This window comes from Streptomyces odontotermitis, from assembly GCF_050510915.1.
In the GTDB taxonomy this organism is placed as follows: domain Bacteria; phylum Actinomycetota; class Actinomycetes; order Streptomycetales; family Streptomycetaceae; genus Streptomyces.
Map to the genome: position 1 here is coordinate 486,427 of NZ_JBNJLS010000003.1, position 26,044 is coordinate 512,470.

Below are 26,044 nucleotides of genomic sequence, written 5' to 3' on the forward strand. Positions count from 1 at the left end.
ATGGTGACGTTCGCACAGGCGCAGGAGCGCGCCGAAGAGTGGATCAACGGAGACGTGCCGGGCTACCAGCACCGCGAGGTGCGGGTGCGGGAGTTCGAGCTCGGCTTCGTCGTCTGGGCCGAGGACCGCGAGACGGGCCCGGTCTCGGACGGCGGCCGCCAGCGGCTGGTCATCGCCCGCGACAGCGGCGAGGCCACGCTCTGGCCCGGCCTCCCCGTCGGTGAGGTCATTCGCCGGTACGAGGAGGAGTACGGGGTTCCGGACGCGGCCTCCGACCCGGAGCCGGCCCCGCCCGAGCGGGTCGACCTGAACCAGACGTCGTTCCTGTTGAGCCCGCCGGAGTGGCTCCAGGAGGCGGCGGACAAGCTGGGGATTCCGGATCGGCGGGGGGAGTCGGCGGGGTCGGGGTCGGGGACGGGCTCGGGTTCGAGTTCGGCCTCGGGTTCGGTGTCGGGGGCGGTGCCGTCGCAGGCTTCGCCGTCTTCGCCTTCGTCACCTTCTCCGGCCCCTGCCGCTTCGTCCGCTCCTGGTGAGGGTGCGCCGTGGCCGTCGGCCGGTGTTTCCGGTGTTTCCGGCGTTTCCGGTGTTTCCGGTGCGCAGAGCGGCGGGGGGCATGAGCCCGCCGCCGACGAGGGCGTGCGTGCGGCGTCGCCCGCCGCGCCCGCCGGTGCCACTCCGTGGGCCGGTACGGACAGCAACCCCGAGGCGGACGAGGACCGTTCGGTCCCGCTGCCCGCGACGGTCTTCGCGCCGCCGCTCTCGGGCCAGGACGACGACGGGGACACCCCGCCGCCCGCGGTGGCGCCCGAGGCCAAGACGGCCCTGATGTCGGGCGGCAGCCAGCTTCCGAAGACGACGGTCGCGCCTTCGCTCGGCGGGCCGGGTGGTCAGGGCGGACCCGCTGGACCCGCTGGACCCGGTGGTCCGGGTGCGCCTTCGGGGCCTGCTGCTCAGGGGACTCCGGGTGCGCCGGGCCCGGCCTCGTACGGATATCCGCAGGGTGGCCCCGGTGCTCCGGGCGCCCCGGCCGCCCCGGCCGCTCCGGGTGCTCCGGGTGCTCCTGGCTTCAACGCCCCGCCGCCGCCCGCCGGTTCGGCCGTCTCCGGGGTCAACGCGCCGCCCCCGCCCGCGGGTTCGGCCGTCAGTGGCCCGAACATGCCCCCGCCGCCCGCCGGTTCGGGTGCCCCTCTGCCTCCCGGTGCCGGGGACATCGCCGACGCCGCGACCAGCAAGGCGCAGTCGCCGCCGCGCGGTGCCCGGGGCTCCGGTGCCGGCGCCCCGCCGCCGCCCGCGCCGCCCGGCGCTCCGGGTGGGGCCCCCGGCAGCCCGCCGCCGCCGTCCGGTCCGGGTGCTCCCGGGACCCCGGCGGGCGGCTATGTGCCGACCCAGCTGGTCTCCTCGCTCGGCGGCAACGAAGGCATCCAGCTCCCGGACGCACCCGCCGCGCCCGCCGCTCCGGGTGCCCCGCAGCCCCCCGGCCCGCCCGGTTCCCCGGGTACACCGCCCGGTGGTGTGCACCACGCGGCGACGATGCTGGCCGACCCGAGCCAGGGCGGCCAGGGCATCCCCGCGCCCCCGTCGGCCCCGGGTGCGCCCGGTGCCCCTGGTGCTCCGCAGCCGCCCGGTGCTCCTGGCGCCCCGGGTGCTCCCGGCGCGCCTGGTGCCGGTGCTCCGGGTACGCCTCCCGGCGGTGTGCATCACGCCGCCACCATGCTGGCCGGTCCGAGTCAGGGTGGCCCCGGTGCGCCCGCGCCTCCGTCGGCTCCGGGTGCGCCCGGTGCCCCTGGTGCGTCCGGTGCGCCTGGTGCTCCGCAGCCGCCCGGTGGCGTCCACCACGCCGCCACCATGCTGGCCGGCCCCTCGGTCGGCGGCCCCGGCGCTCCCGGTGCTCCGCAGCCGCCCGGCGCCCCGGGTGCTCCGGGTGCTCCGGGTGCCCCCGGCATGGCGCCGCCCGGCCCGCCCGGTCAGCCGTACGGCTATCCGCAGCAGCCCACCGGTCAGCCGACCGTCGGCCCCGGCTACCAGGCCGTGCTGCGCTACCGCGCGCCCGACGGGAGCGAGCAGCAGGTGATCCGGCGTTCGGCGCCAGGCACCCCGCACCCGGAGTGGCAGATCTTCCACGAGCTGCGCGCCATGAACATCCCGCCGGACCAAGTACTCGAACTCCACACGGAGTTGGAGTCCTGCCAGCTGCCCGGCGCCTACTGCGCGCGCATGATCAAGGAGACCTGGCCGCAGGCCCGGATCGCCTCGATCGCCCCGTACGGCACGGACCACGCGTCCCGTCAGCAGGGCATGCAGCAACTCCTCGCGCACCAGGGCGAGTTGCACCAGGTCGCGGACGGTCCGGCGCGCCCCGCGCCGGTGCGCGCGCCGCTGCAGCAGGTGCAGCCCGCGCCGCCGGTGCCGCCGGAGGGCGTGGCGCAGGAGATCGCGGGCTCCTTCGGGCCCGGCGTCTTCCGCTTCGACCAGCGCGCGGTGTCGCGCCAGGGCGTGCCGGACATCGTCGCGCACACGCTCGTCGTGGCGGGTCTGCCGGCCGACTTCGGCCCGTTCTTCTGGGCCCAGGCCCAGCCGGGGCGCCCGGTGCCGACCCTCGCCGAACTGGCCCAGGAGCGTGGCGTGGTGCCCGCGTCGGACGCCGGTTCGTACCTGGTGATGGGCAGCGACTTCGGCCGCGCCATCTGCGTCCAGTACGGCACGGCGAACATCGTGGCCGTCCCGGTCGAGGCCGGTCCGGGCGGAGCCCCCGTACCGCCGCAGTTCGTGAACACGGGCCTGCCCGAGTTCGCCCGCAGCCTGGCCCTGCTCGGCCGGATGTGGCGGCTGCGGTACGGGCTCAACCAGGAGCAGGCGGGCCGCTGGACCGTCGACTTCCAGGGCCAGCTGGCCGCGCTCGACCCGGCGGCGCTGGCCTCGCCGGAGAGCTGGTGGTCGGTGCTGCTCGAGCAGATGTGGGACGGGCTGCTGTGAGGCTCGGTCTGTTGGCAGGCTGACTGCTGCGGGCCGGTCGGCGGGCCATCGGCATACGTACGAACGAGGCGCTCGACCTGCGCGACGGGTCGGGCGCCTCGATCATGCGGTCATGGCAGCCACGGGCGCGGGCGCTGTCCCGCGGAAGAAGCGCCGCTGGCCGAAGAGGGTCCTGCTGATCCTCCTCGCCCTCGTCGTGCTGGTCGCCGCCTACGGCACGGCCCTGTATTTCTGGGCCGATTCGCGGCTGCGGACGACGAAGGCGTTCGTCGCCCACGAAGGTGGGCCGGGCCCCAGCAAGGGCACCGACTGGCTGCTCATCGGCTCCGACAGCCGCTCCGCGCTCACCCCCGAACAGCGCAAGAAGCTGCATGTGGGCAATGACCAGGGGCTCAACACCGACACGATCATGATCCTGCACTACGGCGACAGCGGGCCCTATCTGGTCTCGGTCCCGCGCGACTCGTACGTCGCGATCCCCGGCCACGGCAAGGGGAAGATCAATTCGGCGTACGCGATCGGGGGCGCCCCGCTCCTGACGCGCACCGTCGAACAGGCCACCGGGCTCCGCCTCGACCACTACGCCGAGGTGAACTTCCTCGGCTTCGTGGACGTGGTGGACGCGTTGGGCGGGGTGCGGATCTGTGTGCCGTCCGGCGGGCTGCACGACGAGAAGTCGGGTGCGGACTTCGACGCCGGCTGCCGGCACATGGACGGCGTCCAGGCCCTGCAGTACGTGCGCGCCCGCTACAGCGATCCGCTGGGTGACCTGGGACGGGTCAAGCGCCAGCAGCAGCTGGTGAGCGCGGTCGCGGACAAGGCCGTGAGCTGGCGGGTGCTGCTGCCGCCGTGGCGGCTGGTCCCCTTCCTGAGCGCCTCGCTGGACGCGCTCACGGTCGACCGGGACACGGGGGTGGGTGCGCTGGCGCAGCTCGGTCTGGAGACGGAGGGCTTGTCGCACGGGTCGGGCGCCACGACGACGGTGCCGGTGGCTTCGGAGCCGGACATCGCCGGGGTGGGGGACGTCGTGGTGTGGGACGAGGAGAAGGCGGGGCGGCTCTTCGGGGCGCTGAAGGACGACCAGCCGCTTCCTTCGCCGTCGTAGTGGGTGTCCGGCGTCATCGTCGTAGTGGGTGCCCGGCGTGGTCGTGGAGCGCGTCCGGCGTCGTCGTGGAGAGTGCCCGACGTGTCGTAGAGAGTGCCCGACCTCCTCGATTCCGACTTCTGGCAGCAATTGGCGCATCCTTGACCGGATGGAGTGGGTGGAGTGTCGCGTTATGAGCACTTCCGCTTGATCCATCAAGATGTGCGCCAATCGCGTTGTACGTCGGAGAGGGGAATCAAGGATGAGCAGTGCATCGGTGTCGCCTCACGGCTTCGTGACCGTGCGGGGCCGCGGCTACCGTCCCGAGCAGGTGGAGGCGTACGCCGCGGGGGTGTCCCAGGAGCGCGACGACGCGTGGGAGCGTGCCGCCCGGCTCACCGTCCTCGCCAAGGACCTGGAGGCGGAGGCGGAACGGCTGCGCGTGACCGTCTCGCAGCTCGCCCCCCAGACGTACGAGACGCTCGGCGAGCGCGCCCGGTATCTGCTCGCCCTGACCGAGGAGGAGGCGGTGGCGGTGCGCGCCGCCGCGGAGTCCGAGGCCGCGGCGGCCGTGGAGGCCGCCGAGAGCGAGGGGCGGGAGTGGGCCGAGGCGGCGCGGGCGTACGCGGACTCGCTGCGCGGGGACGCGGAGGAGCGGGCCCGGCAGCGGTTGCTCGCCGACCGCGCCACGGCCGACGAGGCGCGGATCGCCGCGCGGCGTGACGTGAAGGAGTGGCGGGGGGAGGCGCTGGCCGCGCTCCGTGAGGCGCGTGAGCGTGCGGAGGGGCTCCTCGCCGAGCAGGAGAAGGAGCAGGCCGAGCGCTGGGAGGCGGCGGAGCGGGAGCTCGCGGAGCGCGAGGCGGCGGCGGACGCGGTGGCGGCGGAGCGGGTGGAGGCTGCGGAGGCGCGGCTGTCCGAGGCGAAGCGGGCGTTCGCGGAGGCGGAGGAGTCGGCGCGGCACGGGCAGGAGGACGCGGAGGCGCAGGGGGCTGAGCTGGTGGCGGAGGCGCGGCTGCGGGAGGAGCGGGTGGCTCGGGAGACGGAGAGGGTGCTGCGGGAGCACGGGGAGGAGTGGGACGAGGTGCGGGCGCACATGGATCATGTGCGGAGCAGCTTGGCTGCGTTGACGGGGCGGGCTGCGGCTGCGGAGTAGCGGGTGCGGGTGCTGGTGGGTGGTGGGGCGGGGTGGGGACGCGGCGGTATGTCCGTCCTCGAAACGCCTCGGGCGCCGGACGGGTACATGAGTACTGGCTTGGGTGGGGTGCTGTACTGCGGGCGGACATACCGCCGCGTCCCCACCCCTTGCGCCGTCGCCCGTCTGCGGGCCGTCTCCCTTCGGTCTCGGCGGGGGTATTTCAGCCCGTCCGGCGTTTGAGGACGAGGCGCGTTCAGCGCCGATGGGGGGGGCTGGGGGCGCAGCCCCCGGGTGGGTGCGCCGGGGGCGACGGAGTCGCCGTATCGGGAAGGGGTGGGGTTGGGGAAAGGTCAGGCTCGGGCGGGAGGGCCCTCCGCGGGGGCGGCCGCGGGCGGCGCCGGCTCCTCCGTGCGTACGGGAAAGCGGCGGGGAGCAAGGAAGAGCAGGACCAGGAGCGCCAGGCCCGCCGCGCACGCGGCGCCCAGGTACACCGACTCCACCGCCGCGTCGACGGCACGGCGGAGGCGCTCGGGGTCGGCCACCGACCCGGGGTTGGACAGTGACTCGGCGACCGAGTCCAGTGAACCGGAGCCGCCGAGGCGGGAGCTGAGGACGCCGTTGGCCACCGCCCCGAACAGCGCCGCCCCCACCGTCTGCCCGATCTGACGGCAGAAGAGGACCGACGCCGTCGTCGTGCCCCGCTCCGACCAGCCGACCGTGGACTGCACCCCGACGATCAGCGGGAGCTGGAAGAGGCCGAGCGCCGCGCCCAACAGGAGCATGATCAGGGCCGGTTGCCAGGCCGAGCCGGGGTACGGGAGGAGCTGGAAAGTGAGGAGGATCAGGGCTGCCAGCGCTATGCCCGTGATCGCCGTGTTGCGGAAACCTATGCGCCGGTACACGTGTTGGCTGAGCGCCGCCGACACCGGCCAGCTCAGGGTCATCACCGAAAGCACGAAGCCCGCCGCCATGGGAGCCAGGCCAAGCACCGACTGGGCGTAGGTGGGGAGGAAGACCGTCGGGGCCACCATCAGGAGGCCGAGGGCGCCGAGCGCCAGGTTCACCGCCGCGATCGTGCGGCGGCGCCAGACCCAGCCGGGGATGATCGGTTCCGCCGCCCGGCGTTCGATGACCACCACGATCGCCGCCAGGGCCAGGCCGCTGCCGAAGAGGGTGAGGGACGGGGACGACAGCCAGGGCCAGGCCACCCCGCCCTGGACCAGGGCTGTGAGGAGCACGCCGCCGCAGGCGAAGACCGCGAGCGCGCCCGCCCAGTCGATCTGCGGACGTTTCGGTGCGGTGCGCGCCGGTTCGTGGAGGTGGCGGGCGATCAGCCACAGCGCGGTGGCGCCTATGGGGAGGTTGATGAGGAAGATCCAGCGCCAGTCGGTGTAGGTGGCGATGAGGCCGCCCAGCGCGGGGCCCGCGACCGCCGAGACCGCCCACACCGTGGACAACTTGGCCTGGATCTTGGGGCGTTGGTCGAGCGGGTAGAGGTCGGCGGCGAGGGTCTGGACCGTGCCCTGGAGGGCGCCGCCGCCGAGGCCCTGGACGACGCGGAAGGCGATGAGGGCCGCCATGTTCCACGCGCTCGCGCAGAGGGCCGAGCCGAGGAGGAAGAGGATGCTGCCCGCGATCAGGACCGGTTTGCGGCCGAAGGTGTCGGAGAGCTTGCCGTACACGGGCAGCGTGACGGTGACCGCGAGCAGATAGCCGGAGAACAGCCAGGAGAAGACGGAGAAGCCGCCGAGGTCGCCGACGATCTGCGGGACGGCGGTCGAGACGATCGTCGAGTCCAGGGCGGCGAGCGCCATGGACAGCATGAGCGCGGCGACGACGGGACCGCGGCGGCCACGGGCCCCGGGGGCGGGTATGTCCTCTTGGCTTGTTCCCTGACTCACCCGCACACCTTCTCACCTGGTGCGGGGGCGCGGGGAGTGCGCAAGAAGGTGGAGACGACCCTGAGAGCGGCTCCACCGGCGGGTGGAGATCCCCTAGGGGAACCTCCGTACTGCGGACCGGGCCACCTTCGTCCCGGCGGAGGACGAGAAGGCCCGGGGCGGGTTCTTAAATGGTTTTTACGCAGGGCCCGGCGGGGGAGCGGAGGGCCCGGCGGGGGCCGGAGGGGGGCGGTCGAAGGCCGACCACCCTTCCGAAGGTGGGGTTTTCCCCAGGAAAAGACTCCGCTGCGCACCAGCGCGCGCGGGCACCCCGGCCACCGAGACTGACAAGCACCGACAAGCGCCGAGCACACCCGGCTCATCGCATCGCCGACATAGGAGACTTACCGTGACAACGGCTGTGACCACTCCCAGGCACGGGGGCACTGGAGGAGGACGTACGGCCGTGGCGGCGCGGGCTCGCCAGGTCGTGAAGGCGTACGGGAGCGGGGAGACCCAGGTCGTCGCGCTCGACCATGTCGATGTCGACGTCGCGCGGGGGCAGTTCACCGCGATCATGGGGCCCTCGGGCTCCGGCAAGTCGACGCTGATGCACTGCCTCGCCGGGCTCGACACCGTGACCAGCGGGCACATCTACCTGGACGAGACCGAGATCACCGGGCTCAAGGACAAGAAGCTCACCCAGCTGCGGCGGGACCGGATCGGCTTCATCTTCCAGGCGTTCAACCTGCTGCCGACCTTGAATGCCATCGAGAACATCACGTTGCCGATGGACATCGCCGGGCGGAAGCCCGACCGCGGGTGGCTCGATCAGGTCGTCGAGACCGTGGGGCTCGCCGGGCGGCTGCGGCACCGGCCCACCGAGCTCTCCGGCGGTCAGCAGCAGCGCGTCGCCGTCGCCCGTGCCCTCGCCTCGCGGCCCGAGATCATCTTCGGTGACGAGCCGACCGGAAACCTCGACTCCCGTGCGGGGGCTGAGGTGTTGGGCTTCCTGCGGAGGTCCGTGACCGAGCTCGGGCAGACCATCGTGATGGTCACGCACGACCCGGTCGCCGCCTCGTACGCGGACCGCGTGCTGTACCTCGCGGACGGCCGGATCGTGGACGAGATGTACAACCCGACCGCCGAGCAGGTGCTCGACCGCATGAAGCACTTCGACGCCCGGGGGCGTACGTCATGAGTTCCACCGTGATGAAGACCTCGATGCGCAACTTCTTCGCGCACAAGGGGCGCATGGCGCTGTCCGCCGTGGCCGTCCTGCTGTCGGTGGCGTTCGTGTGCGGCACGCTCGTCTTCTCCGACACCATGAACACGACCTTCGACAAGCTCTTCGCCGCGACCTCCGCCGACGTCACGGTCAGCCCGAAGGACGCCGGGGACGCCGACGAGCGGCCCAAGAGCGGCAAGCCGGAGTCGCTGCCCGCCTCGGCCCTCGCGCAGGTGAAGAAGGCGGACGGCGTGAAGTCCGCCGAGGGCGCCGTCAGCAGCGACAGCGTCACGGTGGTCGACGCGAAGAACAAGAATGTGGGGCCGACCAGCGGTGGGCCCACCCTCGCGGGCAACTGGACGCACAACGACCTGCGTTCGATGGAGATCACCTCCGGGCACGCCCCGCGCGGCCCCACCGACGTGATGGTCGACGCCGACACCGCCGACAAGCACGACATCAAGATCGGTGACGAGCTGCGCACGATCTCCGTCCTCGGCGACTTCAAGGCCAAGGTCAGCGGCATCGCCACCTTCAAGGTGACCAACCCGGGCGCGGGCGTCTTCTTCTACGACACCGCCACCGCCCAGCGTGAACTCCTCGGTGCCACCGGCCGGTTCACCCACCTCAACCTCGCCGCCCGGTCCGGTGTCAGCGACACGCAGCTGAAGCAGAACGTCACGAAGACGCTGGCCGCCGACGCGGGGGCCTTCACGGTGAAGACGGCCAAGGAGAGCGCCGACGACAACCGCAAGTCGGTCGGCGACTTCCTCGACATCATGAAGTACGCGATGCTCGGCTTCGCCGGGATCGCCTTCCTCGTCGGCATCTTCCTCATCATCAACACCTTCTCGATGCTGGTCGCCCAGCGCACGAGGGAGATCGGCCTGATGCGCGCCATCGGGTCAAGCCGCAAGCAGGTCAACCGCTCCGTCCTCGTCGAGGCGCTGCTGCTCGGCTTCTTCGGCTCCGTCCTCGGCGTCGGCGCGGGCATCGGGCTCGCCGTCGGGCTGATGAAGCTGATGTCCGGCATGGGCATGGAGCTGTCCACCGCCGACCTGACCGTGAAGTGGACGACCCCCGTCGTCGGCATGGTCCTCGGCGTCGTCGTCACGGTCCTCGCCGCCTACCTGCCGGCCCGCCGGGCGGGCAAGGTCTCGCCGATGGCCGCACTCCGCGACGCCGGTACGCCGGCCGACGGCAGGGCGGGCGCGCTGCGCGCCGTCATCGGACTGCTCCTGACCGGCGCGGGCGGCGCCCTGCTCTACCTGGCCGGGACCGCCGACAAGGCGAGCGAGGGCTCCCTGCCGCTCGGCGGCGGTGTGGTCCTGACGCTGATCGGCTTCGTCGTGATCGGCCCCGTGCTCGCCTCGGGCGTCGTCCGGGTGATCAGCGTGGTGCTGCTGCGCATGTTCGGCCCCGTCGGGCGGATGGCCGAGCGCAACGCGCTGCGCAACCCGCGCCGCACGGGCGCCACCGGCGCGGCCCTCATGATCGGCCTGGCCCTGGTCGCCTGCCTCTCCGTGGTCGGCTCCTCGATGGTCGCCTCCGCCACGGACGAGCTGGACAAGTCGGTGGGCGCGGACTTCATCGTGCAGGGCACGGGCAACAACCCGGCGCCGCTCACGCCCAAGGCCGAACAGGCCCTGAAGAAGAGCCCGTACATCGACCACGTCACCCGCTACAAGGACGTCCAGGCCGACGTCACCACGCCGGACGGCAAGACCGGCAAGAAGATGGGCTTCAGCGCCGCCGACCCGACGTACGCGCAGGACCTGCGCAAGGAGACGGTGGCGGGCGAGCTGTCGGCCGCCTACGGCACGAACGCCATGTCGGTGGGCGAGGACTTCGCCAAGAAGCACCACCTGAAGGTCGGCGACGAGCTGAAGGTCGCCTTCGACCACGGCCGGACGGCGCAGCTGCGGCTCGCGGCGATCACCTCGGACGACAGCTCCCTCGACCAGGGCGCGATGTACGTGAACATCGCGACGGTCGCGCGCTATCTGCCCGCCGACCGGATGCCGCCGAGCGACATCGTGTTCGCCAAGGCGGCCGAGGGCAAGCAGGACGAGGCGTACAAGGCGCTCAAGGCCAGCATGCACACGTACCCGCAGTACAAGGTCATGGACCAGACCGACTTCAAGCAGACCTTGAAGGACCAGGTGGGCCAGCTCCTGAACATGGTCTACGGCCTCCTCGCCCTCGCGATCATCGTGGCGGTCCTGGGCGTCGTGAACACGCTCGCCCTGTCGGTCGTCGAGCGCACCCGCGAGATCGGCCTGATGCGGGCGATCGGTCTGTCGCGGCGGCAGCTGCGCCGCATGATCCGCATGGAGTCGGTCGTGATCGCCCTGTTCGGCGCGCTGCTCGGCCTCGGGCTCGGCATGGGCTGGGGCGCGACGGCCCAGAAGCTCCTCGCCCTGGAGGGCCTGAAGGTCCTGGAGATCCCCTGGCCGACGATCCTGACGGTCTTCGTGGCCTCGGCCTTCGTGGGACTGTTCGCGGCGCTGGTGCCGGCGTTCCGGGCGGGGCGGATGAATGTGCTGAACGCGATCGCTACGGAGTAGCCACGTCGACGGGGGAACGGGGGAGGGCCCGGCCCCGGTGGGTTTCCACCGGGGCCGGGCCTTTTGGGGTTCGGGGCTGTGACGGCCGTGGGGACGTCGGCGGTAGCCTCGCTCCCATGCGTCTCGAACTCCCCGAGGCGAAGCGCCGCTTCACCTCTGCCCGGGTCCTGCGACTGGCTTCGACGGACGCCGCCGACCAGCCTCACCTGGTTCCCGCCACATTCGCGGTGCGGGGCGACACGGTGGTCATCGCCGTCGATCACAAGCCGAAGAACACCTTCGCCCTCAAGAGGCTCGGCAACATCGCGGCCAATCCCAGAGTCTCCGTCCTCGTCGACCAATACGACGACGAGTGGGAACAGTTGTGGTGGGTCCGCGCGGATGGCACGGGCCGCGTGCTGACAGCTGACGAGGACCGGCGTGAACCAGTCCTGTGGCTGTGCGACAAGTACCGTCAGTACAGGGAGCGCCCGCCGGAAGGACCGGTGATCTCCATCGATGTGCAGAGGTGGGTCGGCTGGGCGTTCGCCGAGCCCGAGCAGACAGGAATGTGACGTGCCCGGTCCGCAGCCCAACGTCGGCAACCCGCTCTTCCGGCAGATCGCTGACGCGCTCCGGGCCGACATTGGCGACGGTTCGCTCGGCCCCGGCGAACGACTGCCTTCTGAGTACGAACTCGTAGAGCGCTTCGGCACAACTCGGGCGACGATCCGTAAGGCCATCGCGCTTCTCCGCTCCGAAGGGCTGGTTGTCTCGCGTCAGGGCAAGGGGGCGTTCGTCCGCCAACGCCCGCCTGTGCGTCTGCTGGCGACGGGGGACAACTATCGGCGGCGCCGCGACAGCGGTACGGCGAACTTCGTGGCCGAGATGGCGGCTCAAGGGCGGAAAGGCCGCCAGCACATCCTGGAAGTCGCCGAGGTGCCGGCGCCGTCGGAGGTGGCCGAGCGGCTTGCCTTGCGGGTCGGATCCCCCGTTCTGGTGCGGCGACGACTGCTCACTGCTGATGACGAGCCCATGCAACTCACCGATGGCTACTACCCGTTGCCCGTGGTCGCCGATACTCCGGCCGCGGGAGAGGCGCCCGTTCCCGGCGGGATCCATGGCTGCCTTGAACGCGCGTCGGCAGGAAGATGGAAGGTCGCCCGTTTCGTCGAGGACCTGGATATCCGCATGCCGGTCCCGGCGGAGGCGGAGCGCTTGTCCATTCCGCCCGGTGTTCCGCTGGCGAGGGCGCTCCGGACCGCTTACACGGCGGATGAGGAGCCCTTCGAGGTCCTGGATTCCTTGATCCCCTGTGATCGGCACAGCTTCCGCTACGTCATCGAAGTGCCGTAATTCGCAGACCACTTGTATAGCCAAGTGACTCCCCGCTACCGTACTTGCATACCCAAGTTGCTCTGATGGGTCTGAGGGGAGTCGCCAGGCATGCCCGAATCACACTTGGCAGCACGGTTGCTGCCGTGGACGACGGCGGACGGAAGGCCCTGCTTCCTGTCCGGGGACGGCAGCGGATACCTGTCGCGGGTCACGGACAACGTGGAGAGCGTGCAGCTCGGCATAGGCGCGAGCCTTCTCGGTCATGCCGCCGACCTTCTCGACGACCCGAAGGCGTCTGCCGGTGAACTCCGTTACGTGACAGCTCGGTTGGCGGAGGCGCTTCGCGATGCGCTCCGTGTCGCGGAGAGCCGGGGTGCGCGCCTGCCTGTCCCCGGCGACGTCCTCGACGGCCTCGATGCCGTCGGAACGGATGACGAGGGGGGCGACGGTGGCGGCCCGCAGTTGCCCGCCGAGGCGTTCCGATGAGCGCGGGCGCGGAGAGCGGGATCGTGCGCGGCCGGTACCGCTTCGTGGACTGGACCTTGTCGGCCATGCCTGCCGTGGCGGTGCGTTACGTGGGCCGGTGCCTCTCCTGCGGCGAGCGTTGCGCCGGCATGGCCGTGGCGGACGACGCGCAGTTGTGGTGCCTCAAGCACGCGGGCGCCACCCGGCACACGGGGTACGAGGTCTCCGCCCGCCAGTACTTTGCCGCCGCTCCGACTTGTCCGTGACCGGCGGTGGGTGTCTCGCCTGGCTCAGGGGGGTGCGTCGCCCGGCGGCGGGGCGACGCGGCATCCGTCGGGGGCGGTGAGCCACCCGGTGGTGGGGGATGGCGGGTGGGCCAGGGCGGGCGCTGGTGGTGAGAGCGGGGCCACGGTGGTGGGCGGCGGGTCAGTCGATGGGGTGCGGTGCGGGGTGCCGGGGGCCAGTCGCGGCTGGGGCAGCCGACGGAGGCGGGGTGCCCAGTGGGGCGGTGCGCCACCGGTGGAGGGGGTGGCGGGTGGGCCAAGGCCAAGGGGGTGCCCAGGCGTGAGAGGCGTCACCCTGAGTAACCGGAAAGCCCCCGCCGGGCAACCGACGTACGCTGGAGGCCCCCGGCCCGTACCACGTGTCGGGCGTCTCGCGTTGCCCACCCTTGAACGGGAAGCCCACACCATGAGCCTGCACGGACTCCTCGACGCCGTAGTCAAGGACGCGGCCCTCGCCGAAGCGGTGGAGGCCGCGTCCGGCGGGAACCGGCACCACGTCGACCTGGTCGGCCCCCCGGCCGCCCGCCCCTTCGCCGTGGCCGCCCTGGCCCGCGAGACCGGGCGCACCGTGCTCGCGGTGACCGCGACCGGGCGGGAGGCCGAGGACCTCGCGGCCGCGCTGCGCTCGCTCCTTCCGCCCGACGGCGTCGTGGAGTACCCGTCGTGGGAGACGCTGCCGCACGAGCGGCTCAGCCCCCGGTCCGACACCGTGGGCCGGCGTCTCGCCGTCCTGCGGCGTCTGGCGCACCCGAGGAGTGACGACCCGGAGACCGGGCCGGTGTCCGTCGTCGTCGCGCCCGTGCGCTCCGTGCTGCAGCCGCAGGTCAAGGGGCTCGGGGACCTGGAGCCCGTCGCCCTGCGGACGGGGGAGAGCCGGGACCTGGGCGAGATCGTCGAGGCGCTCGCCGCCGCCGCGTACTCGCGGGTCGAACTCGTCGAGAAGCGCGGGGAGTTCGCCGTACGAGGGGGGATCCTCGATGTCTTCCCGCCGACCGAGGAACACCCTCTCCGCGTCGAATTCTGGGGGGACGACGTCGAGGAGATCCGGTACTTCAAGGTCGCCGATCAGCGGTCCCTCGAAGTCGCCGAGCACGGGCTCTGGGCGCCGCCCTGCCGCGAGCTGTTGCTGACCGAGGAGGTACGGGAGCGGGCCGCCGCTCTCGCCGAGCGGCACCCGGAGCTCGGTGAGCTGCTCGGCAAGATCGCCGAGGGCATCGCGGTCGAGGGCATGGAGTCCCTCGCGCCGGTCCTCGTCGACGACATGGAGCTGCTGCTCGACGTGCTGCCCGCGGGCAGCATGGCTCTCGTCTGCGACCCCGAGCGGGTGCGTACCCGGGCCGCCGACCTCGTCGCGACCTCCCAGGAGTTCTTGCAGGCCAGTTGGGCTGCGACGGCGGGTGGCGGGGAGGCGCCCATCGATGTCGGCGCCGCCTCGCTCTGGGGCATCGCCGACGTCCGTGACCGGGCCCGTGAGATCGGCATGATGTGGTGGTCGGTGAGCCCCTTCGCCGCCGACGAGGACCTCAGCGACGACACCCTCACGCTCGGCATGCACGCCCCCGAGACCTATCGCGGGGACACGGCCAAGGCCCTCGCCGACACCAAGGGCTGGCTCGCCGACGGCTGGCGGACCGTGTACGTCACGGAGGGCCACGGCCCGGCCTCCCGCACCGTCGAGGTGCTCGGCGGGGAGGGCATCGCGGCCCGGCTCGACAAGGAGCTGGCCGAGATCGACCCGGCCCTCGTCCACGTCGCCTGCGGTTCCATCGAACACGGCTTCGTGGACCCGCAGTTGAAGCTCGCGGTCCTCACCGAGACCGATCTGACCGGGCAGAAGGCGGCCGGCAAGGACGGCCAGCGGATGCCCGCGCGGCGCCGGAAGACGATCGATCCGCTCACCCTCGAGTCCGGTGACTACATCGTGCACGAGCAGCACGGTGTCGGGCGCTACATCGAGATGGTGCAGCGCACCGTGCAGGGCGCCACCCGCGAGTACCTCGTCGTGGAGTACGCGCCCGCCAAGCGGGGGCAGCCCGGTGACCGGCTCTACATCCCCACCGACCAGCTGGAGCAGATCACCAAGTACGTGGGCGGGGAGGCCCCGACGCTGCACCGGCTCGGGGGCGCCGACTGGACCAAGACCAAGGCGCGCGCCAAGAAGGCCGTCAAGGAGATCGCCGCCGACCTCATCAAGCTGTACAGCGCGCGCATGGCGGCGCCCGGACACTCGTTCGCGCCCGACACCCCGTGGCAGCGCGAGCTGGAGGACGCCTTCCCGTACGCGGAGACGCCCGACCAGCTCACCACCATCGCCGAGGTCAAGGAGGACATGGAGAAGACGGTCCCGATGGACCGGCTGATCTGCGGCGACGTCGGTTACGGAAAGACGGAGATCGCGGTGCGCGCCGCCTTCAAGGCCGTCCAGGACGGCAAGCAGGTCGCCGTCCTCGTGCCCACCACGCTGCTCGTGCAGCAGCACTTCGGCACGTTCACCGAGCGCTACGGTCAATTCCCCGTCGCCGTCCGGGCGTTGAGCCGCTTCCAGACCGACACCGAGTCGAAGGCGACCCTGGAAGGGCTGCGCGACGGATCGGTGGACATCGTCATCGGCACGCACCGCCTCTTCTCCTCCGAGACCAAGTTCAAGGACCTGGGCCTGGTCATCGTCGACGAGGAGCAGCGCTTCGGCGTCGAGCACAAGGAGCAGCTGAAGAAGCTCCGCGCGAACGTGGACGTGCTGACCATGTCGGCCACCCCCATCCCCCGTACGCTCGAAATGGCCGTCACCGGCATCCGCGAGATGTCGACGATCACCACGCCGCCGGAGGAGCGCCACCCGGTCCTGACCTTCGTCGGGCCGTACGAGGAGAAGCAGATCGGCGCCGCCATCCGGCGTGAACTCCTGCGCGAGGGCCAGGTCTTCTACATCCACAACCGGGTCGAGTCCATCGACCGGGCGGCGGCGCGGCTGCGCGACATCGTTCCCGAGGCGCGCATCGCGACGGCCCACGGCCAGATGTCGGAGCAGGCCCTGGAGCAGGTCGTCGTCGACTTCTGGGAGAAGAAGTTCGACGTGCTCGTCTCGACGACGATCGTCGAGTCCGGCATCGACATCTCCAACGCGAACACGCTGATCGTGGAGCGCGGCGACAACTTCGGTCTCTCCCAGCTCCACCAGCTGCGCGGGCGCGTGGGCCGTGGCCGCGAGCGCGGTTACGCCTACTTCCTCTACCCGCCGGAGAAGCCGCTCACCGAGACCGCGCACGAGCGGCTCGCCACCATCGCCCAGCACACGGAGATGGGCGCGGGCATGTACGTGGCGATGAAGGACCTGGAGATCCGAGGGGCCGGAAACCTGCTCGGCGGCGAGCAGTCGGGCCACATCGCGGGCGTCGGCTTCGACCTCTACGTACGGATGGTGGGCGAGGCCGTCGCCGACTACCGGGCGTCCCTGGAGGGCGGTGTCGAGGAGGAGCCGCCGCTGGAGGTCAAGATCGAGCTCCCCGTCGACGCGCACGTCCCGCACGACTACGCGCCCGGCGAGCGGCTCCGTCTCCAGGCGTACCGCGCCATCGCCTCCGCCAACACGGAGGAGGACATCAAGTCCGTACGCGAGGAACTCACCGACCGCTACGGCAAGTTGCCCGAGCCGGTGGAGAACCTCCTCCTCGTCGCGGGCCTGCGGATGCTGTCGCGGGCCTGCGGGGTCGGCGAGATCGTCCTCCAGGGCAACAACATCCGCTTCGCTCCGGTGGAGCTGCGGGAGTCGCAGGAGCTGAGGCTGAAGCGCCTCTACCCCGGGACGGTCATCAAGGCCGCCGCCCACCAGGTGCTCGTGCCGCGCCCGAAGACCGCGAAGGTGGGCGGCAAGCCACTGGTCGGGCGCGAACTGCTCGCGTGGGTGGGGGAGTTCCTGACGTCGATCCTGGGGTCGTGAGCCACCGGCCTCACGGCGTGCACGCCTCGGCGACGGACAGGCTGTTCTCGTAGAGGTGGTGGCGGGTGATCCGGCCGTCCTCGACGGTCAGACGCAGCGAGAAGGGGCCCGCGTAGGACTTGCCCGTCGCGCGGACGGTGCCGGAGAGGTGCCCGAAGAGCACCGCGTCGGTGCCGTCCACGAGGACGGTGTCGAGGCTCGCCTGCGCCGACTCGGGGATGACGTGGGCGAGCAACTCCTCGCCCTGCGCGGCGCATTCGGCACCCGTGCGGCGCGGGCGGATCCACGGGACGGCCGGGTTCTCGGCGAGCAGCCAGTCGACGTCGTCGGCGAACAGGGCGGTGAGGCGCTCGGTGTCGGCGGCCATGCGGGCGGCCAGGAACTCCTGGACGGTGGCGCGGGTGGCCTCGGTGGCCTCGGTGGGCTGGGTCGCCTGGGTGGCCTGGGTGGCGTCGGTGGTCGTCATGGCACTGATCGTGCCCCGGGCGCGCGGGATGCGCGATTACTCCCGGGGTAATGCTTCCGTGCGCCCCGGCCCCAACGCGCGGGCCGCCCACGGACGTTGGTCTCCGTGGGCGGCCCGCGGGTGTGCCGACAGGGGTGGCGGTGGGCCTAGCCGGGCTGCTCGGGCTTGTCGCGGTCCATGCCCAGCTTGCCCTCCACCTGCTCCTGTACCGAGTTGACCTTGTCCTCGTACTTGCCGCCGGTCTTCTCGTTGATCTCCTCCTCCGCGGCGTCGGAGACGTCCTTGGCCTTGTCCTTGGCCTGATCCTTGAACCTGTCGAAGATGCCCATAGGGGGCTCCTTCCGGGCGTTCGGGGGTGGTGCACAACGACGATACGTCCGTCATGCGCGTATTGCCCGCTGGGCGGCTCAGTGGTCTGGACCACCGGGCCGCTACGCTGCGCGCATGCTTCGTACCGCCGCCGCGTCCCGTGTCACCGCCCTGCCCCGCACCACCGCCGCCCTGCTCCTCGGCGCCCTGCTCACCACCACCGCCTGCACCGCCGAGGACGAGAAGCCGGGCGGCAGCTCCGGGCCCGACGCGAAGGCCGGATCGGCGCTCGCCGCCGTCGACGCGCTCACGGTCAAGGGCCGGGCGCCGAAGACCGGGTACGACCGGGCCCGCTTCGGCACCCCCTGGGCCGACACCGACGGCAACGGCTGCGGCACCCGCGACGACATCCTCAAGCGCGACCTGAAGGACGTCACGTTCCGCGGTGGCGACTGCACGGTCGCCTCGGGCACCCTCGCGCCCGACCCGTACACCGGCAAGGACGTGAGCTTCACGCGCGGCCGCAGCCGGGTCGACATCGACCACCTCGTGGCCCTCTCGGACGCCTGGCAGAAGGGCGCCTTCCAGTGGGAGCCGGGCAAGCGCATCGCCCTCGCCAACGACCCGCTCAACCTCCTCGCCGTCGACGCGGGCCCCAACCGGGGCAAGGGCGACGGCGACGCGGCGACCTGGCTGCCGAAGAACAAGGCGTACCGCTGCGCCTATGTCGCCCGGCAGGTCGCCGTGAAGAAGAAGTACGGGCTGTGGGTGACGGCCGGGGAGCGGGACGCGATGAAGCGGGTGCTCGGCGGCTGCCCGCAGGAGAAGCTGCCGAGCGGCGGCAGCCCGACCGTCGCGCCGCCCCGCTTCCACGCGCGCTGAGCCGCCCCGCTTCCACGCGCGCTGAGCCGCCCCGCTTCCCTGCGTGCCGGAGCTCAGGTCCCCAGCTTGCTCAGCGCGTCGAGGTCGAGGACCTTGCCCGCGGGCGGGTTGGCGCGGACCGGCTTGTCGTAGTCCGTGAAGGTCATCTCCAGCGGCTTGTTCTTCTTGTCCACGCCGTCGGCCTTCAGGAGGTACGGCTTGCCCTCGGTGGCGATGTAGAGGGTGCCGTGCCCGTCCTTGTCCTTCGAGTCGAGGGTGAACGCCGGGGTGCCGTCGAGCGTGGTCGCCTTCCCCCTGCGGATGACCGACTTGTCGCCGTCGTCGTCGCCGTCCGTGAGGTCGGAGAGCATGTTGTCCAGGTCGCAGAGCTCGTCGAACTCCTTGGCGTCCGGGCTCTTCGCGTTCATCTTCACCCAGCGCCCCGCGAGCATCTGCACCATCGCGTCCGTCTCGGCCTTCGACCCCGTCTTGCCCAGGGCGCGCACGAAGTCCTCGTCGTACTTCATGTAGAGGGTGGAACCGGTCCTGACCAGGTCGGCGGAGCCCTGGTCGGCCATGCCGATCGTGCCGGCGCACCGGCCCTGCCGGTCCAGGGCCAGGTCCATGGTGATCCGGCCGCCGTCGTCGTTCGGCCCCGAGCCCTTGATGCGGAGCGAGGAGGCGCTCTTCGTCGCCTCTTCGGCCTTGTCGCTGATCTGCTTGCCGCTGAGCCCGGCGAACGGCTCCTTCGCCGGACCCGGCTTCTTCGACCCCGGAGCCTGCGAGGTCTTGTCGGAGCCCGAGCCGCCCGAGTCGCCCGAGTCCGAGCCGCAGGCGGTGAGGCCGAACGCCGCGACGGCGGCCAGGCCGAGACCCGTGAACGTGGTAAGTGCGGTGCTGCGCATGGCAGTTGCCCCCCAAGGGCGCTAAGTGCAGTCCCCCCATGGACTGTTGAGGACACAATGAGAGCAGGAGCTGTGAACCGCGTCAACACGCAAAGCTGTGGAGGTAGGGTTAACGGGCGCGCGTGACCAGGCGCGTGGACGAGGGGAGCGGTCCGTGCCGGACAGTCTGCAAGGTGGTGCGCGGGGCGCCGCGCCCGTCGGCGCCGCCGAGGTGACCGCCGCCGGGATCGCGCGGCTCGCCGGGGTCGGCCGGGCCGCCGTCAGCAACTGGCGCCGCCGCCACCCGGACTTCCCCCGGCCCGTCGGCGGCACCGAGACCAGCCCCTCCTTCGCCCTCGCCGAGATCGAGGGCTGGCTCCGCGACCAGGGCAAGCTCGCCGAGGTCCCCCTGCGCGAACGGGTCTGGCAGCGGCTCGCGGGCCACCCGGCGGGCCCCGTCACCGCCCTCCTGCACACCGGCTGCGCCCTGCTCCTCGTGCACGACCGGCACCCCGAGTGGCTGCGGATCGGTGCCGTGTCGGACGAGCGCATGGCGCAGCTCCTGCCGGACGCCCTCGACGACGTGCTCACCCCGCGCTTCGGGGTGCGCAGGCGCCGGGCGGTGCAGGCACCCGAGCCCGCTCAACTGCTGCCGTCCGTCCCACTGTTGCGCGCGGCGGTGGAGCTCGCCGCCGGACTCGGCACCCGGCAGACGTACGAGTTCCTGCTCGGCCGCCACCTCGACGCGAACCCCCGCCAGTACCCGCTCACCCCGGCCGGGCCCGCCGAGCTCATGGCCGCGCTCGCCGGGCCCGCCCGCACCGTCACCGACCCGGCCTGCGGCACCGGCGCCCTGCTGCGCGCCGTCGAGCCGGTCCCCGGCCAGCACCTGTACGGGCAGGACAGCGCCCCCGGCCTGGCCGCGCTCGCCGCGCTGCGCCTGGCGCTCGGCTCCGGGAACCCTGGGAACTCCGGAAGCCACGGGAGCTCCGGCAGCCACGGGGATGCCGGCAGCCTCGGGGATTCCGGCAGCCACGGGAATTCCGGCAGCTCGCGGCGGTCCGGAAGCTTCGAGACGACCGTGCGCACGATGGCCGCCGACACTCTGCGCGCCGACGCCTACCCCGACCAGCGCGCCGACGCCGTGCTCTGCCACCCCCCGTTCAACGAACGCAACTGGGGCCACGACGAGCTCGCCTACGACAACCGCTGGGAGTACGGCTTCCCGGCCCGCACCGAGTCCGAACTGGCCTGGGCCCAGCACGCGTTGGCCCGCCTGCGGGAGGGCGGCACCGCGGTCCTGCTGATGCCGCCCGGCGCCGCCTCGCGCCGTTCGGGCCGCCGCATCCGGGCCGACCTGCTGCGCCGGGGCGCCCTGCGCGCGGTCATCGCCCTGCCCCCGGGCGCCGCACCCCCGTACCACCTGCCGCTCCACGTGTGGGTGCTGCGCAGGCCCGCCCCGCAGCCGCCCACCACACCGGAGTTGCTCCTCGTGGAGGCGGCGGGCCTGGCCCCCGCGGACGGCAGGCCCGCCTGGGGGCGGGTGCGGGACGCGGTGCTCGACGCGTGGCGCGGCTTCGACCGGCACATCGGCGACAGCACGTGGGCCGCGCCGCCCGGCTTCGCCCGGGCCGTGCCGGTGCTGGAACTCCTCGACGACGAGGTCGACCTGACCCCGGCCCGGCAGCTGCCGCCCCCGGACTCCGGCGCCGTGGGGCAGGACCTCGCCGCGGTCCGCGGCGACCTGGACGAGGCGCTGCGCCGGGCCGCCGCCCTCGCCCCCGCTCCCGCGCCGGAGCCCGGCGCGGACGAGGGCGCCGCCTCCTGGCCCCTCACCACCGTCGGTGAACTCGCGCGCGCGGGCGCCCTGTCCCTGCGTACCGGAACGGGCGCCTCCGTGGACGCCCCGCACCTCCCCGCGCCCACCGTCCTCGCCGTCCTCACCGACCACGACGTCCGCGCCGGCACCGCCCCCTCCGGCACCCCCGACGACGCCGCCCCGGCCGACACGGCCCCCGTCTTCACCGAAGTCGGCGACGTCGTCGTCCCCTTGCTCGGCGGCGCCGTCGCCGCCCGCGTCGTGGACGAGGCGACGGCGGGCGCCGCGCTCGGCCGCGGACTCACCCTGCTGCGCCCCGACCCGGCCGCGCTCGACCCCTGGTTCCTCGCCGGATTCCTGCGCTCCGCAGTGGGCCGCCGCCAGGCCAGCAGCTACGCCTCCACCTCCGCACGGCTCGACGTACGCCGACTGCGTCTGCCCCGCATCCCCCTGGAGCGCCAGCGCGCCTACGGCGTCCGCTTCCGGGCGCTCGCCGAGTTCGAGGACGCGCTGCGCCAGGCGGGGCGCGCCGGGGAGCAGTTGGTGCGCGGCCTGCACGACGGACTGACGACAACGGTTCGGTACAACCCTTAACCGCTCCCCGGAGTCGGCCTATACGCTCGAACCCGCATCCGTTCGTTTTCCGGCCGTACGTTCCTCGTCGGCCTCTCAGGCACCAGGAGAGCAGCCATGCACGGCCCGGGCTACGCGCAGCCGCACCCACCGGCGCCCTCCGGCGGCACGCACGTGACCTTGCGCGTGGTCTTCGTCGTCCTCGCCGTCATCACCTGCGGACTCGCCGCATGGGCGCCGCTGCTCCGGCTGGCCGTCGTGACGCGCAAGGCCCACGACTGGGTGCTGTTCGGGCTCGTGGCCGCCCTGGACGGCACGGCGCTCGTGCTCATCGCGGTCGACCCGGGCGACGACGAGTTCACCGGCTCCGGCAACGCGGGCATGGCCATCATGGTCTGCACGATGTTCGCCGCCGTCATCTACTACCTGGTCGCGGACATCCGCCACTTCGGCCGACTCGCCCTCCAGCAGGCCCAGTTCATGGGGTACGCGTCCGGGGCCCAGGCTCATCCCCAGGCCCAGCCGTCGTACGGCTACCCGCCCCAGCAGCCCGCCCCCGGCCCCGCCCCCGTCCACTTCCAGCAGACCCAGACCCACCCCCAGCAGCCGCCCCGGCCCGAGCCGCAGCAGGGCCCGCACACCCCGCCGCCGCCCGCGCGCCCCGCGCCCGCCCGCATCCACCAGGTCCGCGCCGAACTCGACGAGCTCAGTGACTACCTGCGCAAGCAGGAAGGCGGCAACTGACCGTGGCGGCAGGCCCGGGGACCCGCGTCGTCGCGGGGCGCTACGAGCTCTCCACCCTCATCGGCCAGGGCGGCATGGGCCAGGTCTGGACGGCGTACGACCAGCGCCTCGACCGCCGCGTCGCCGTCAAGCTGCTGCGCCCCGACCGGGTCGCGGGCGCCGAGGCCGAGGAGCTGCGCCGCCGCTTCGTGCGCGAGTGCCGCGTCACCGCGCAGGTCGACCACCCCGGTCTGGTCACCGTGCACGACGCGGGCAGCGAGCCCACCGAGGACGGGGACCTCTTCCTCGTCATGCAGTACGTGGACGGCGCCGACCTCGCCGACCACCTCGCCGAGAACCAGCCCTACCCCTGGCAGTGGGCCGTCGCGGTCGCCGCGCAGCTGTGCGCCGTGCTCTCCGCGGTGCACGCCGTGCCGATCGTGCACCGCGACCTCAAGCCGCGGAACGTGATGGTCAAGCAGGACGGCACGGTCACCATCCTCGACCTCGGCATCGCCTCCGCCATCGACACGGACACCACCCGCCTCACCCACACCGGCTCACCCATCGGCAGCCCCGCCTACATGGCCCCCGAGCAGGCGATGGGCGGCGCCGTGGGCCCGTACACCGACCTCTACGCCCTCGGCGTCCTGCTCCACGAACTCCTCAGCGGCGACGTCCCGTTCGCGGGCTCCACCGCCCTCGGCGTCCTCCACCGCCACCTCTACGAACCCCCGCTCCCGGTGCGCCGGCTGCGCCCCGAGGTCCCCGAGGCCCTGGAGAAGCTGGTCCTGCGCCTGCTCGCCAAGGACCCGCAGCACCGCCACGGCAGCGCCCAGGAGGTCTACGAGGACCTGCTCCCGCTGCTGCCCGCGCGCGGAGCCCCCACCGGCGGCCCCCTCGACCCGACCCGCCCCTTCCTGCGCCCGCACGCGCCCTGGCCGGACCGCGCCACGACCCCGGCGCCCACCCCCGGCACACCACCGCCCCGGCCGGCCGGACCGCCCTCCGGCCCGCCCCAACAGGACGTCGCCCGCGCCGTCGACGACGTCAAGCGCCTCCTCGGCGAGGGCCGCATCACGCAGGCCGTCGACATCCTCGGCGCGATCCTCCCGGCCGCCGCCGTCCAGCACGGCGAGCACTCACCCGTCGTCCGCACCCTGCGCAAGCAGTACGCCGCGACGCTCATGGACGACGGCCAGTACCGCCGCGCCCTGCCCGAGCTGCGCCGCCTCGCCGACGAGCGCGCCGCCGAGTCCGGCCAGGCCGACCCGCAGTCCCTCCAGTTCCGCTACGACGCGGCGATGTGCCTTGAACAACTGGGCGAACCGGCGGCGGCCCTGGCCGAGTACCGCGCCCTGCTGCCCCACTACGAGAACCACTACGCCTCCGACGACCGCGCCCGCCCCCTCGAAATCCGGCGCCGCATGGGCCACTTGCTGCTCGCGCTCGGTGACCGCCCGGCCGCGCACGACACCCTGGCGCGCCTGATCCTGGACGCGGAACGGCTGCACGGGTACGGCCATCCGTTCCCGGCGGAGATCCGCCGGACGCTGCAGTGGCTCGGACAGGTGCGCGGATAACCCCCGTACGGCGTCCATACGGCGCTCTTCGGAGTACCTCAACTCCCTGGAAATCGTTGGTCGAATAGCTGGCCGAGGAGACGGCCACTGCCTACCATCGATCACTGCCGGACTTTGTGCACCGACGCACAATCTCGCCGCAGGGAGGCCACCTTGCACCGCCGCTCCAGCCGTCGTCGCACCGCCCTCGCCCTCTCCGCCGCGGCCCTCGCCGCGGCGCCCCTCCTGACCGCCTGCGGCAGCGACGCGCACCCGGGCGCCGCGGCCGTCGTCGGCGGCGACCGCATCACGGTCAGCCAGCTGGAGAGCCGGGTGAACGAGGTGCGGGCCGCCCAGCGCAAGGCCATCCCCGACGGCCGGCAGTACGCCCAGGCCATCTCCAAGTCCGGCGGCCTCACCCGCGCGACGCTGCACTCGATGGTCCTCGACCGTGTGCTGCACCGCGCCGCGTCCGACGCGGGCGTGCACGTCAGCCGCCGCGAGGTGCAGGAGGCGCGGGCGGGCCTGGTCCAGCAGGCGGGCAGCGAGAAGGCCCTGCAGCAGGGCTACCTCCAGCAGTTCAACGTCGCCCCGGCCCGCATCGACGACAACCTCCGTACGGAGATCGAGGCCAACAAGCTCGCGAAGAAGCTGGGCCTCGACATGAACTCCCCGCAGGGCCAGGCCGAGTTCTGGAAGAACCTGACCGCGGCCTCCAAGAAGATGAAGGTCGACCTGAACCCGCGCTACGGCACGTGGGACGTGAACAAGAGCAGGCGCGTGGACGCGAAGACGCCGTGGCTGCGCGAGGTGACGGCGGGGCCGGCGACGGACGGGCAGAGCCAGGTGTAGCCGGTACGGGGGAGGGGCGCCTGCCGGTACCGGCCTTCGTCCTTCCCGGGTGGCTGTCAGTGGGGTGGGTTACGTTCGACGGGTGAACGCATCAACGCCCCCGGCCGCCACCGCTCCCCCCACCAGCGGTCGCGTCATCCTCCTCACCACCAGCCACCGCGTCGCCCCCGGCCTGCTCTCCTGGCCCGCCTGGCAGGCCCTGCACGCGGCGGACCAGGTCCTGTGCGCCGACGCCGCCCACCCCCAGCTGCCGTATCTGCGCGAGGCGGGCGTCGCGGTGGAGCAGGCGGCACCGTCCGCCCAGGAGCTCGTCGACGCCTGCGCGGGCGGCCGCACGGTCCTGGTGATCGCCACCGCCGAGGGCGACCGCCCCCTCACCGACGGGCTGGCCCGCCTGGCGGGCACGGGCCGCGTCCCGATGCCGGACCTGGAGCTGCTCCCCGCGTCGTACGACCTCCCGGGCGCCCGCCTCCTCGACCTGGTCCAGGTCATGGACCGCATCCGCCTCGAATGCCCCTGGTCGTCCCAGCAGACCCACAAGGGCCTGGCGAAGTACGCGATCGAGGAGGCGTACGAGCTGGTGGAGGCGATCGAGGACGGCGACCGGACGGAGCTGCGGGAGGAGCTCGGCGACGTCCTGCTCCAGGTCGTCTTCCACGCGCGCATCGCCGAGGAGGCTTCCGGGGAGTCCGACGAGGAGGAGCCGTTCTCCATCGACGACGTGGCGGGCGGCATCGTCGAGAAGCTCATCCACCGCCACCCGCACGTCTTCGGCGAGGAGGCCGCCGAGACCCCCGAGGAGGTCAAGGAGCACTGGCGGCGCACGAAGGCGGAGGAGAAGCAGCGCGAGTCGGTGACGGACGGGGTGCCGGTGGGCCAGCCAGGGCTGGCCCTGGCCGCGAAGCTCGCATCACGCGTGCGCACGGCGGGACTTGAGGTGCCGCTGCCCTCGGGGGAGGGCGTCGGCTACGAGCTGCTGCGGCTCGCGGTGGCGGCCGAGGCGGCGGGGGTGGACCCGGAGGCGGCGCTGCGGGGGGCCGCGCGGGCCTATCGGGACGCGGTGCGCGCTGTTGAGGGAGCGGGGGCGTAGCCGACAGGATTACGGTTGCTCCCTAGAGCCGGTTC

Annotated in this window: 20 protein-coding genes; 16 read left to right on the forward strand and 4 right to left on the reverse strand. The window is 72.6% G+C overall.

Features of this window, described 5'->3' with window-relative positions:
- From ACQB60_RS12950 to ACQB60_RS12960, 3 genes are all read left to right on the forward strand, one after another.
- Positions 1-2,973: an SUKH-4 family immunity protein gene (locus ACQB60_RS12950; protein WP_496926059.1), complete on the forward strand. Its 2,973-nt coding sequence runs from the start codon at positions 1-3 to the stop codon at positions 2,971-2,973.
- Between the two features lie 112 nt (positions 2,974-3,085).
- Entirely contained in the window at positions 3,086-4,078 is a 993-nt protein-coding gene (locus ACQB60_RS12955; protein ID WP_496926060.1) for an LCP family protein, read from the forward strand.
- Positions 4,079-4,319: 241 nt separating this feature from the next.
- A complete protein-coding gene (locus ACQB60_RS12960) occupies positions 4,320-5,210 on the forward strand; it encodes a cellulose-binding protein (RefSeq protein WP_496926061.1) in 891 nt (296 codons plus the stop codon).
- Positions 5,211-5,542: 332 nt separating this feature from the next.
- On the opposite strand, the gene ACQB60_RS12965 is transcribed toward ACQB60_RS12960, so the two are convergent.
- Entirely contained in the window at positions 5,543-7,093 is a 1,551-nt protein-coding gene (locus ACQB60_RS12965; protein WP_496926062.1) for an MFS transporter, read from the reverse strand.
- Between the two features lie 388 nt (positions 7,094-7,481).
- Here ACQB60_RS12965 and ACQB60_RS12970 point away from each other — a divergent pair, with 388 nt between their 5' ends.
- The 7 genes from ACQB60_RS12970 to mfd all read left to right on the forward strand — a co-directional run bounded on the left by ACQB60_RS12970 (position 7,482) and on the right by mfd (position 16,870).
- Positions 7,482-8,273 (forward strand): ABC transporter ATP-binding protein, encoded by a 792-nt coding sequence (locus tag ACQB60_RS12970; protein ID WP_496926063.1) that lies wholly within the window; start codon positions 7,482-7,484, stop codon positions 8,271-8,273.
- A complete protein-coding gene (locus ACQB60_RS12975) occupies positions 8,270-10,867 on the forward strand; it encodes an ABC transporter permease (RefSeq protein WP_496926064.1) in 2,598 nt (865 codons plus the stop codon). The genes ACQB60_RS12970 and ACQB60_RS12975 overlap by 4 nt, the downstream gene beginning before the upstream one ends.
- A gap of 116 nt (positions 10,868-10,983) precedes the next feature.
- On the forward strand, positions 10,984-11,421 hold the full coding sequence (locus tag ACQB60_RS12980) for a TIGR03668 family PPOX class F420-dependent oxidoreductase (RefSeq protein WP_496926065.1): 438 nt from the start codon (positions 10,984-10,986) through the stop codon (positions 11,419-11,421).
- Between the two features lies 1 nt (position 11,422).
- Positions 11,423-12,202 (forward strand): GntR family transcriptional regulator, encoded by a 780-nt coding sequence (locus ACQB60_RS12985; RefSeq protein WP_496926066.1) that lies wholly within the window; start codon positions 11,423-11,425, stop codon positions 12,200-12,202.
- 90 nt (positions 12,203-12,292) lie between these two features.
- On the forward strand, positions 12,293-12,670 hold the full coding sequence (locus tag ACQB60_RS12990; protein WP_496926067.1) for a hypothetical protein: 378 nt from the start codon (positions 12,293-12,295) through the stop codon (positions 12,668-12,670).
- Positions 12,667-12,915, forward strand: coding sequence for a DUF7848 domain-containing protein (locus tag ACQB60_RS12995; protein WP_496926068.1), 249 nt, complete (start codon positions 12,667-12,669; stop codon positions 12,913-12,915). Before ACQB60_RS12990 ends, ACQB60_RS12995 begins: the two co-directional genes overlap by 4 nt.
- Before the next feature lie 424 nt (positions 12,916-13,339).
- Positions 13,340-16,870, forward strand: coding sequence for a transcription-repair coupling factor (gene mfd, locus ACQB60_RS13000; RefSeq protein ID WP_496926069.1), 3,531 nt, complete (start codon positions 13,340-13,342; stop codon positions 16,868-16,870).
- A gap of 10 nt (positions 16,871-16,880) precedes the next feature.
- On the opposite strand, the gene ACQB60_RS13005 is transcribed toward mfd, so the two are convergent.
- Both ACQB60_RS13005 and ACQB60_RS13010 read right to left on the reverse strand, forming a co-directional pair.
- Positions 16,881-17,336, reverse strand: coding sequence for a nuclear transport factor 2 family protein (locus tag ACQB60_RS13005; protein WP_496926070.1), 456 nt, complete (start codon positions 17,334-17,336; stop codon positions 16,881-16,883).
- A 146-nt stretch (positions 17,337-17,482) separates the two neighbouring features.
- Positions 17,483-17,665, reverse strand: coding sequence for an antitoxin (locus tag ACQB60_RS13010; protein ID WP_496926071.1), 183 nt, complete (start codon positions 17,663-17,665; stop codon positions 17,483-17,485).
- A 115-nt stretch (positions 17,666-17,780) separates the two neighbouring features.
- On the opposite strand from ACQB60_RS13010, the gene ACQB60_RS13015 reads away from it, so the two are divergent.
- Positions 17,781-18,527 carry an HNH endonuclease family protein gene (locus ACQB60_RS13015; protein WP_496926072.1) on the forward strand — a complete coding sequence of 249 codons (747 nt, stop codon included), beginning with the start codon at positions 17,781-17,783 and terminating at the stop codon, positions 18,525-18,527.
- A 53-nt stretch (positions 18,528-18,580) separates the two neighbouring features.
- Here ACQB60_RS13015 and ACQB60_RS13020 read toward each other — a convergent pair whose 3' ends face one another.
- The gene (locus tag ACQB60_RS13020) at positions 18,581-19,411 is read right to left on the reverse strand and encodes a hypothetical protein (RefSeq protein ID WP_496926073.1); all 831 of its coding nucleotides are present in this window, start codon (positions 19,409-19,411) and stop codon (positions 18,581-18,583) included.
- 154 nt (positions 19,412-19,565) lie between these two features.
- Between ACQB60_RS13020 and ACQB60_RS13025 the strand changes: the two genes are divergently transcribed.
- The 5 genes from ACQB60_RS13025 (at position 19,566) to ACQB60_RS13045 (ending at position 26,009) form a co-directional block, all read left to right on the forward strand.
- Positions 19,566-21,803, forward strand: coding sequence for an HsdM family class I SAM-dependent methyltransferase (locus ACQB60_RS13025; protein WP_496926074.1), 2,238 nt, complete (start codon positions 19,566-19,568; stop codon positions 21,801-21,803).
- A gap of 96 nt (positions 21,804-21,899) precedes the next feature.
- Positions 21,900-22,526 (forward strand): hypothetical protein, encoded by a 627-nt coding sequence (locus ACQB60_RS13030; protein ID WP_496926075.1) that lies wholly within the window; start codon positions 21,900-21,902, stop codon positions 22,524-22,526.
- The gene (locus ACQB60_RS13035) at positions 22,523-24,088 is read left to right on the forward strand and encodes a protein kinase domain-containing protein (RefSeq protein WP_496926178.1); all 1,566 of its coding nucleotides are present in this window, start codon (positions 22,523-22,525) and stop codon (positions 24,086-24,088) included. The genes ACQB60_RS13030 and ACQB60_RS13035 overlap by 4 nt, the downstream gene beginning before the upstream one ends.
- Positions 24,089-24,241: 153 nt before the next feature.
- Positions 24,242-24,919, forward strand: coding sequence for a SurA N-terminal domain-containing protein (locus ACQB60_RS13040; protein WP_496926076.1), 678 nt, complete (start codon positions 24,242-24,244; stop codon positions 24,917-24,919).
- Positions 24,920-25,001: 82 nt separating this feature from the next.
- The gene (locus ACQB60_RS13045) at positions 25,002-26,009 is read left to right on the forward strand and encodes a nucleoside triphosphate pyrophosphohydrolase (protein ID WP_496926077.1); all 1,008 of its coding nucleotides are present in this window, start codon (positions 25,002-25,004) and stop codon (positions 26,007-26,009) included.
- Positions 26,010-26,044 lie beyond the last annotated feature (35 nt).

Coding starts and splice junctions, on each gene's coding strand:
- ACQB60_RS12950 (WP_496926059.1), top strand. CDS start 1: ATGGTGACGTTCGCACAGGCGCAGGAGCGCGCCGAAGAGTGGATCAAC.
- ACQB60_RS12955 (WP_496926060.1), top strand. CDS start 3,086: ATGGCAGCCACGGGCGCGGGCGCTGTCCCGCGGAAGAAGCGCCGCTGG.
- ACQB60_RS12960 (WP_496926061.1), top strand. CDS start 4,320: ATGAGCAGTGCATCGGTGTCGCCTCACGGCTTCGTGACCGTGCGGGGC.
- ACQB60_RS12975 (WP_496926064.1), top strand. CDS start 8,270: ATGAGTTCCACCGTGATGAAGACCTCGATGCGCAACTTCTTCGCGCAC.
- ACQB60_RS12980 (WP_496926065.1), top strand. CDS start 10,984: ATGCGTCTCGAACTCCCCGAGGCGAAGCGCCGCTTCACCTCTGCCCGG.
- ACQB60_RS12990 (WP_496926067.1), top strand. CDS start 12,293: ATGCCCGAATCACACTTGGCAGCACGGTTGCTGCCGTGGACGACGGCG.
- ACQB60_RS12995 (WP_496926068.1), top strand. CDS start 12,667: ATGAGCGCGGGCGCGGAGAGCGGGATCGTGCGCGGCCGGTACCGCTTC.
- mfd (WP_496926069.1), top strand. CDS start 13,340: ATGAGCCTGCACGGACTCCTCGACGCCGTAGTCAAGGACGCGGCCCTC.
- ACQB60_RS13005 (WP_496926070.1), bottom strand. CDS start 17,336: ATGACGACCACCGACGCCACCCAGGCCACCCAGGCGACCCAGCCCACC.
- ACQB60_RS13010 (WP_496926071.1), bottom strand. CDS start 17,665: ATGGGCATCTTCGACAGGTTCAAGGATCAGGCCAAGGACAAGGCCAAG.
- ACQB60_RS13015 (WP_496926072.1), top strand. CDS start 17,781: ATGCTTCGTACCGCCGCCGCGTCCCGTGTCACCGCCCTGCCCCGCACC.
- ACQB60_RS13020 (WP_496926073.1), bottom strand. CDS start 19,411: ATGCGCAGCACCGCACTTACCACGTTCACGGGTCTCGGCCTGGCCGCC.
- ACQB60_RS13030 (WP_496926075.1), top strand. CDS start 21,900: ATGCACGGCCCGGGCTACGCGCAGCCGCACCCACCGGCGCCCTCCGGC.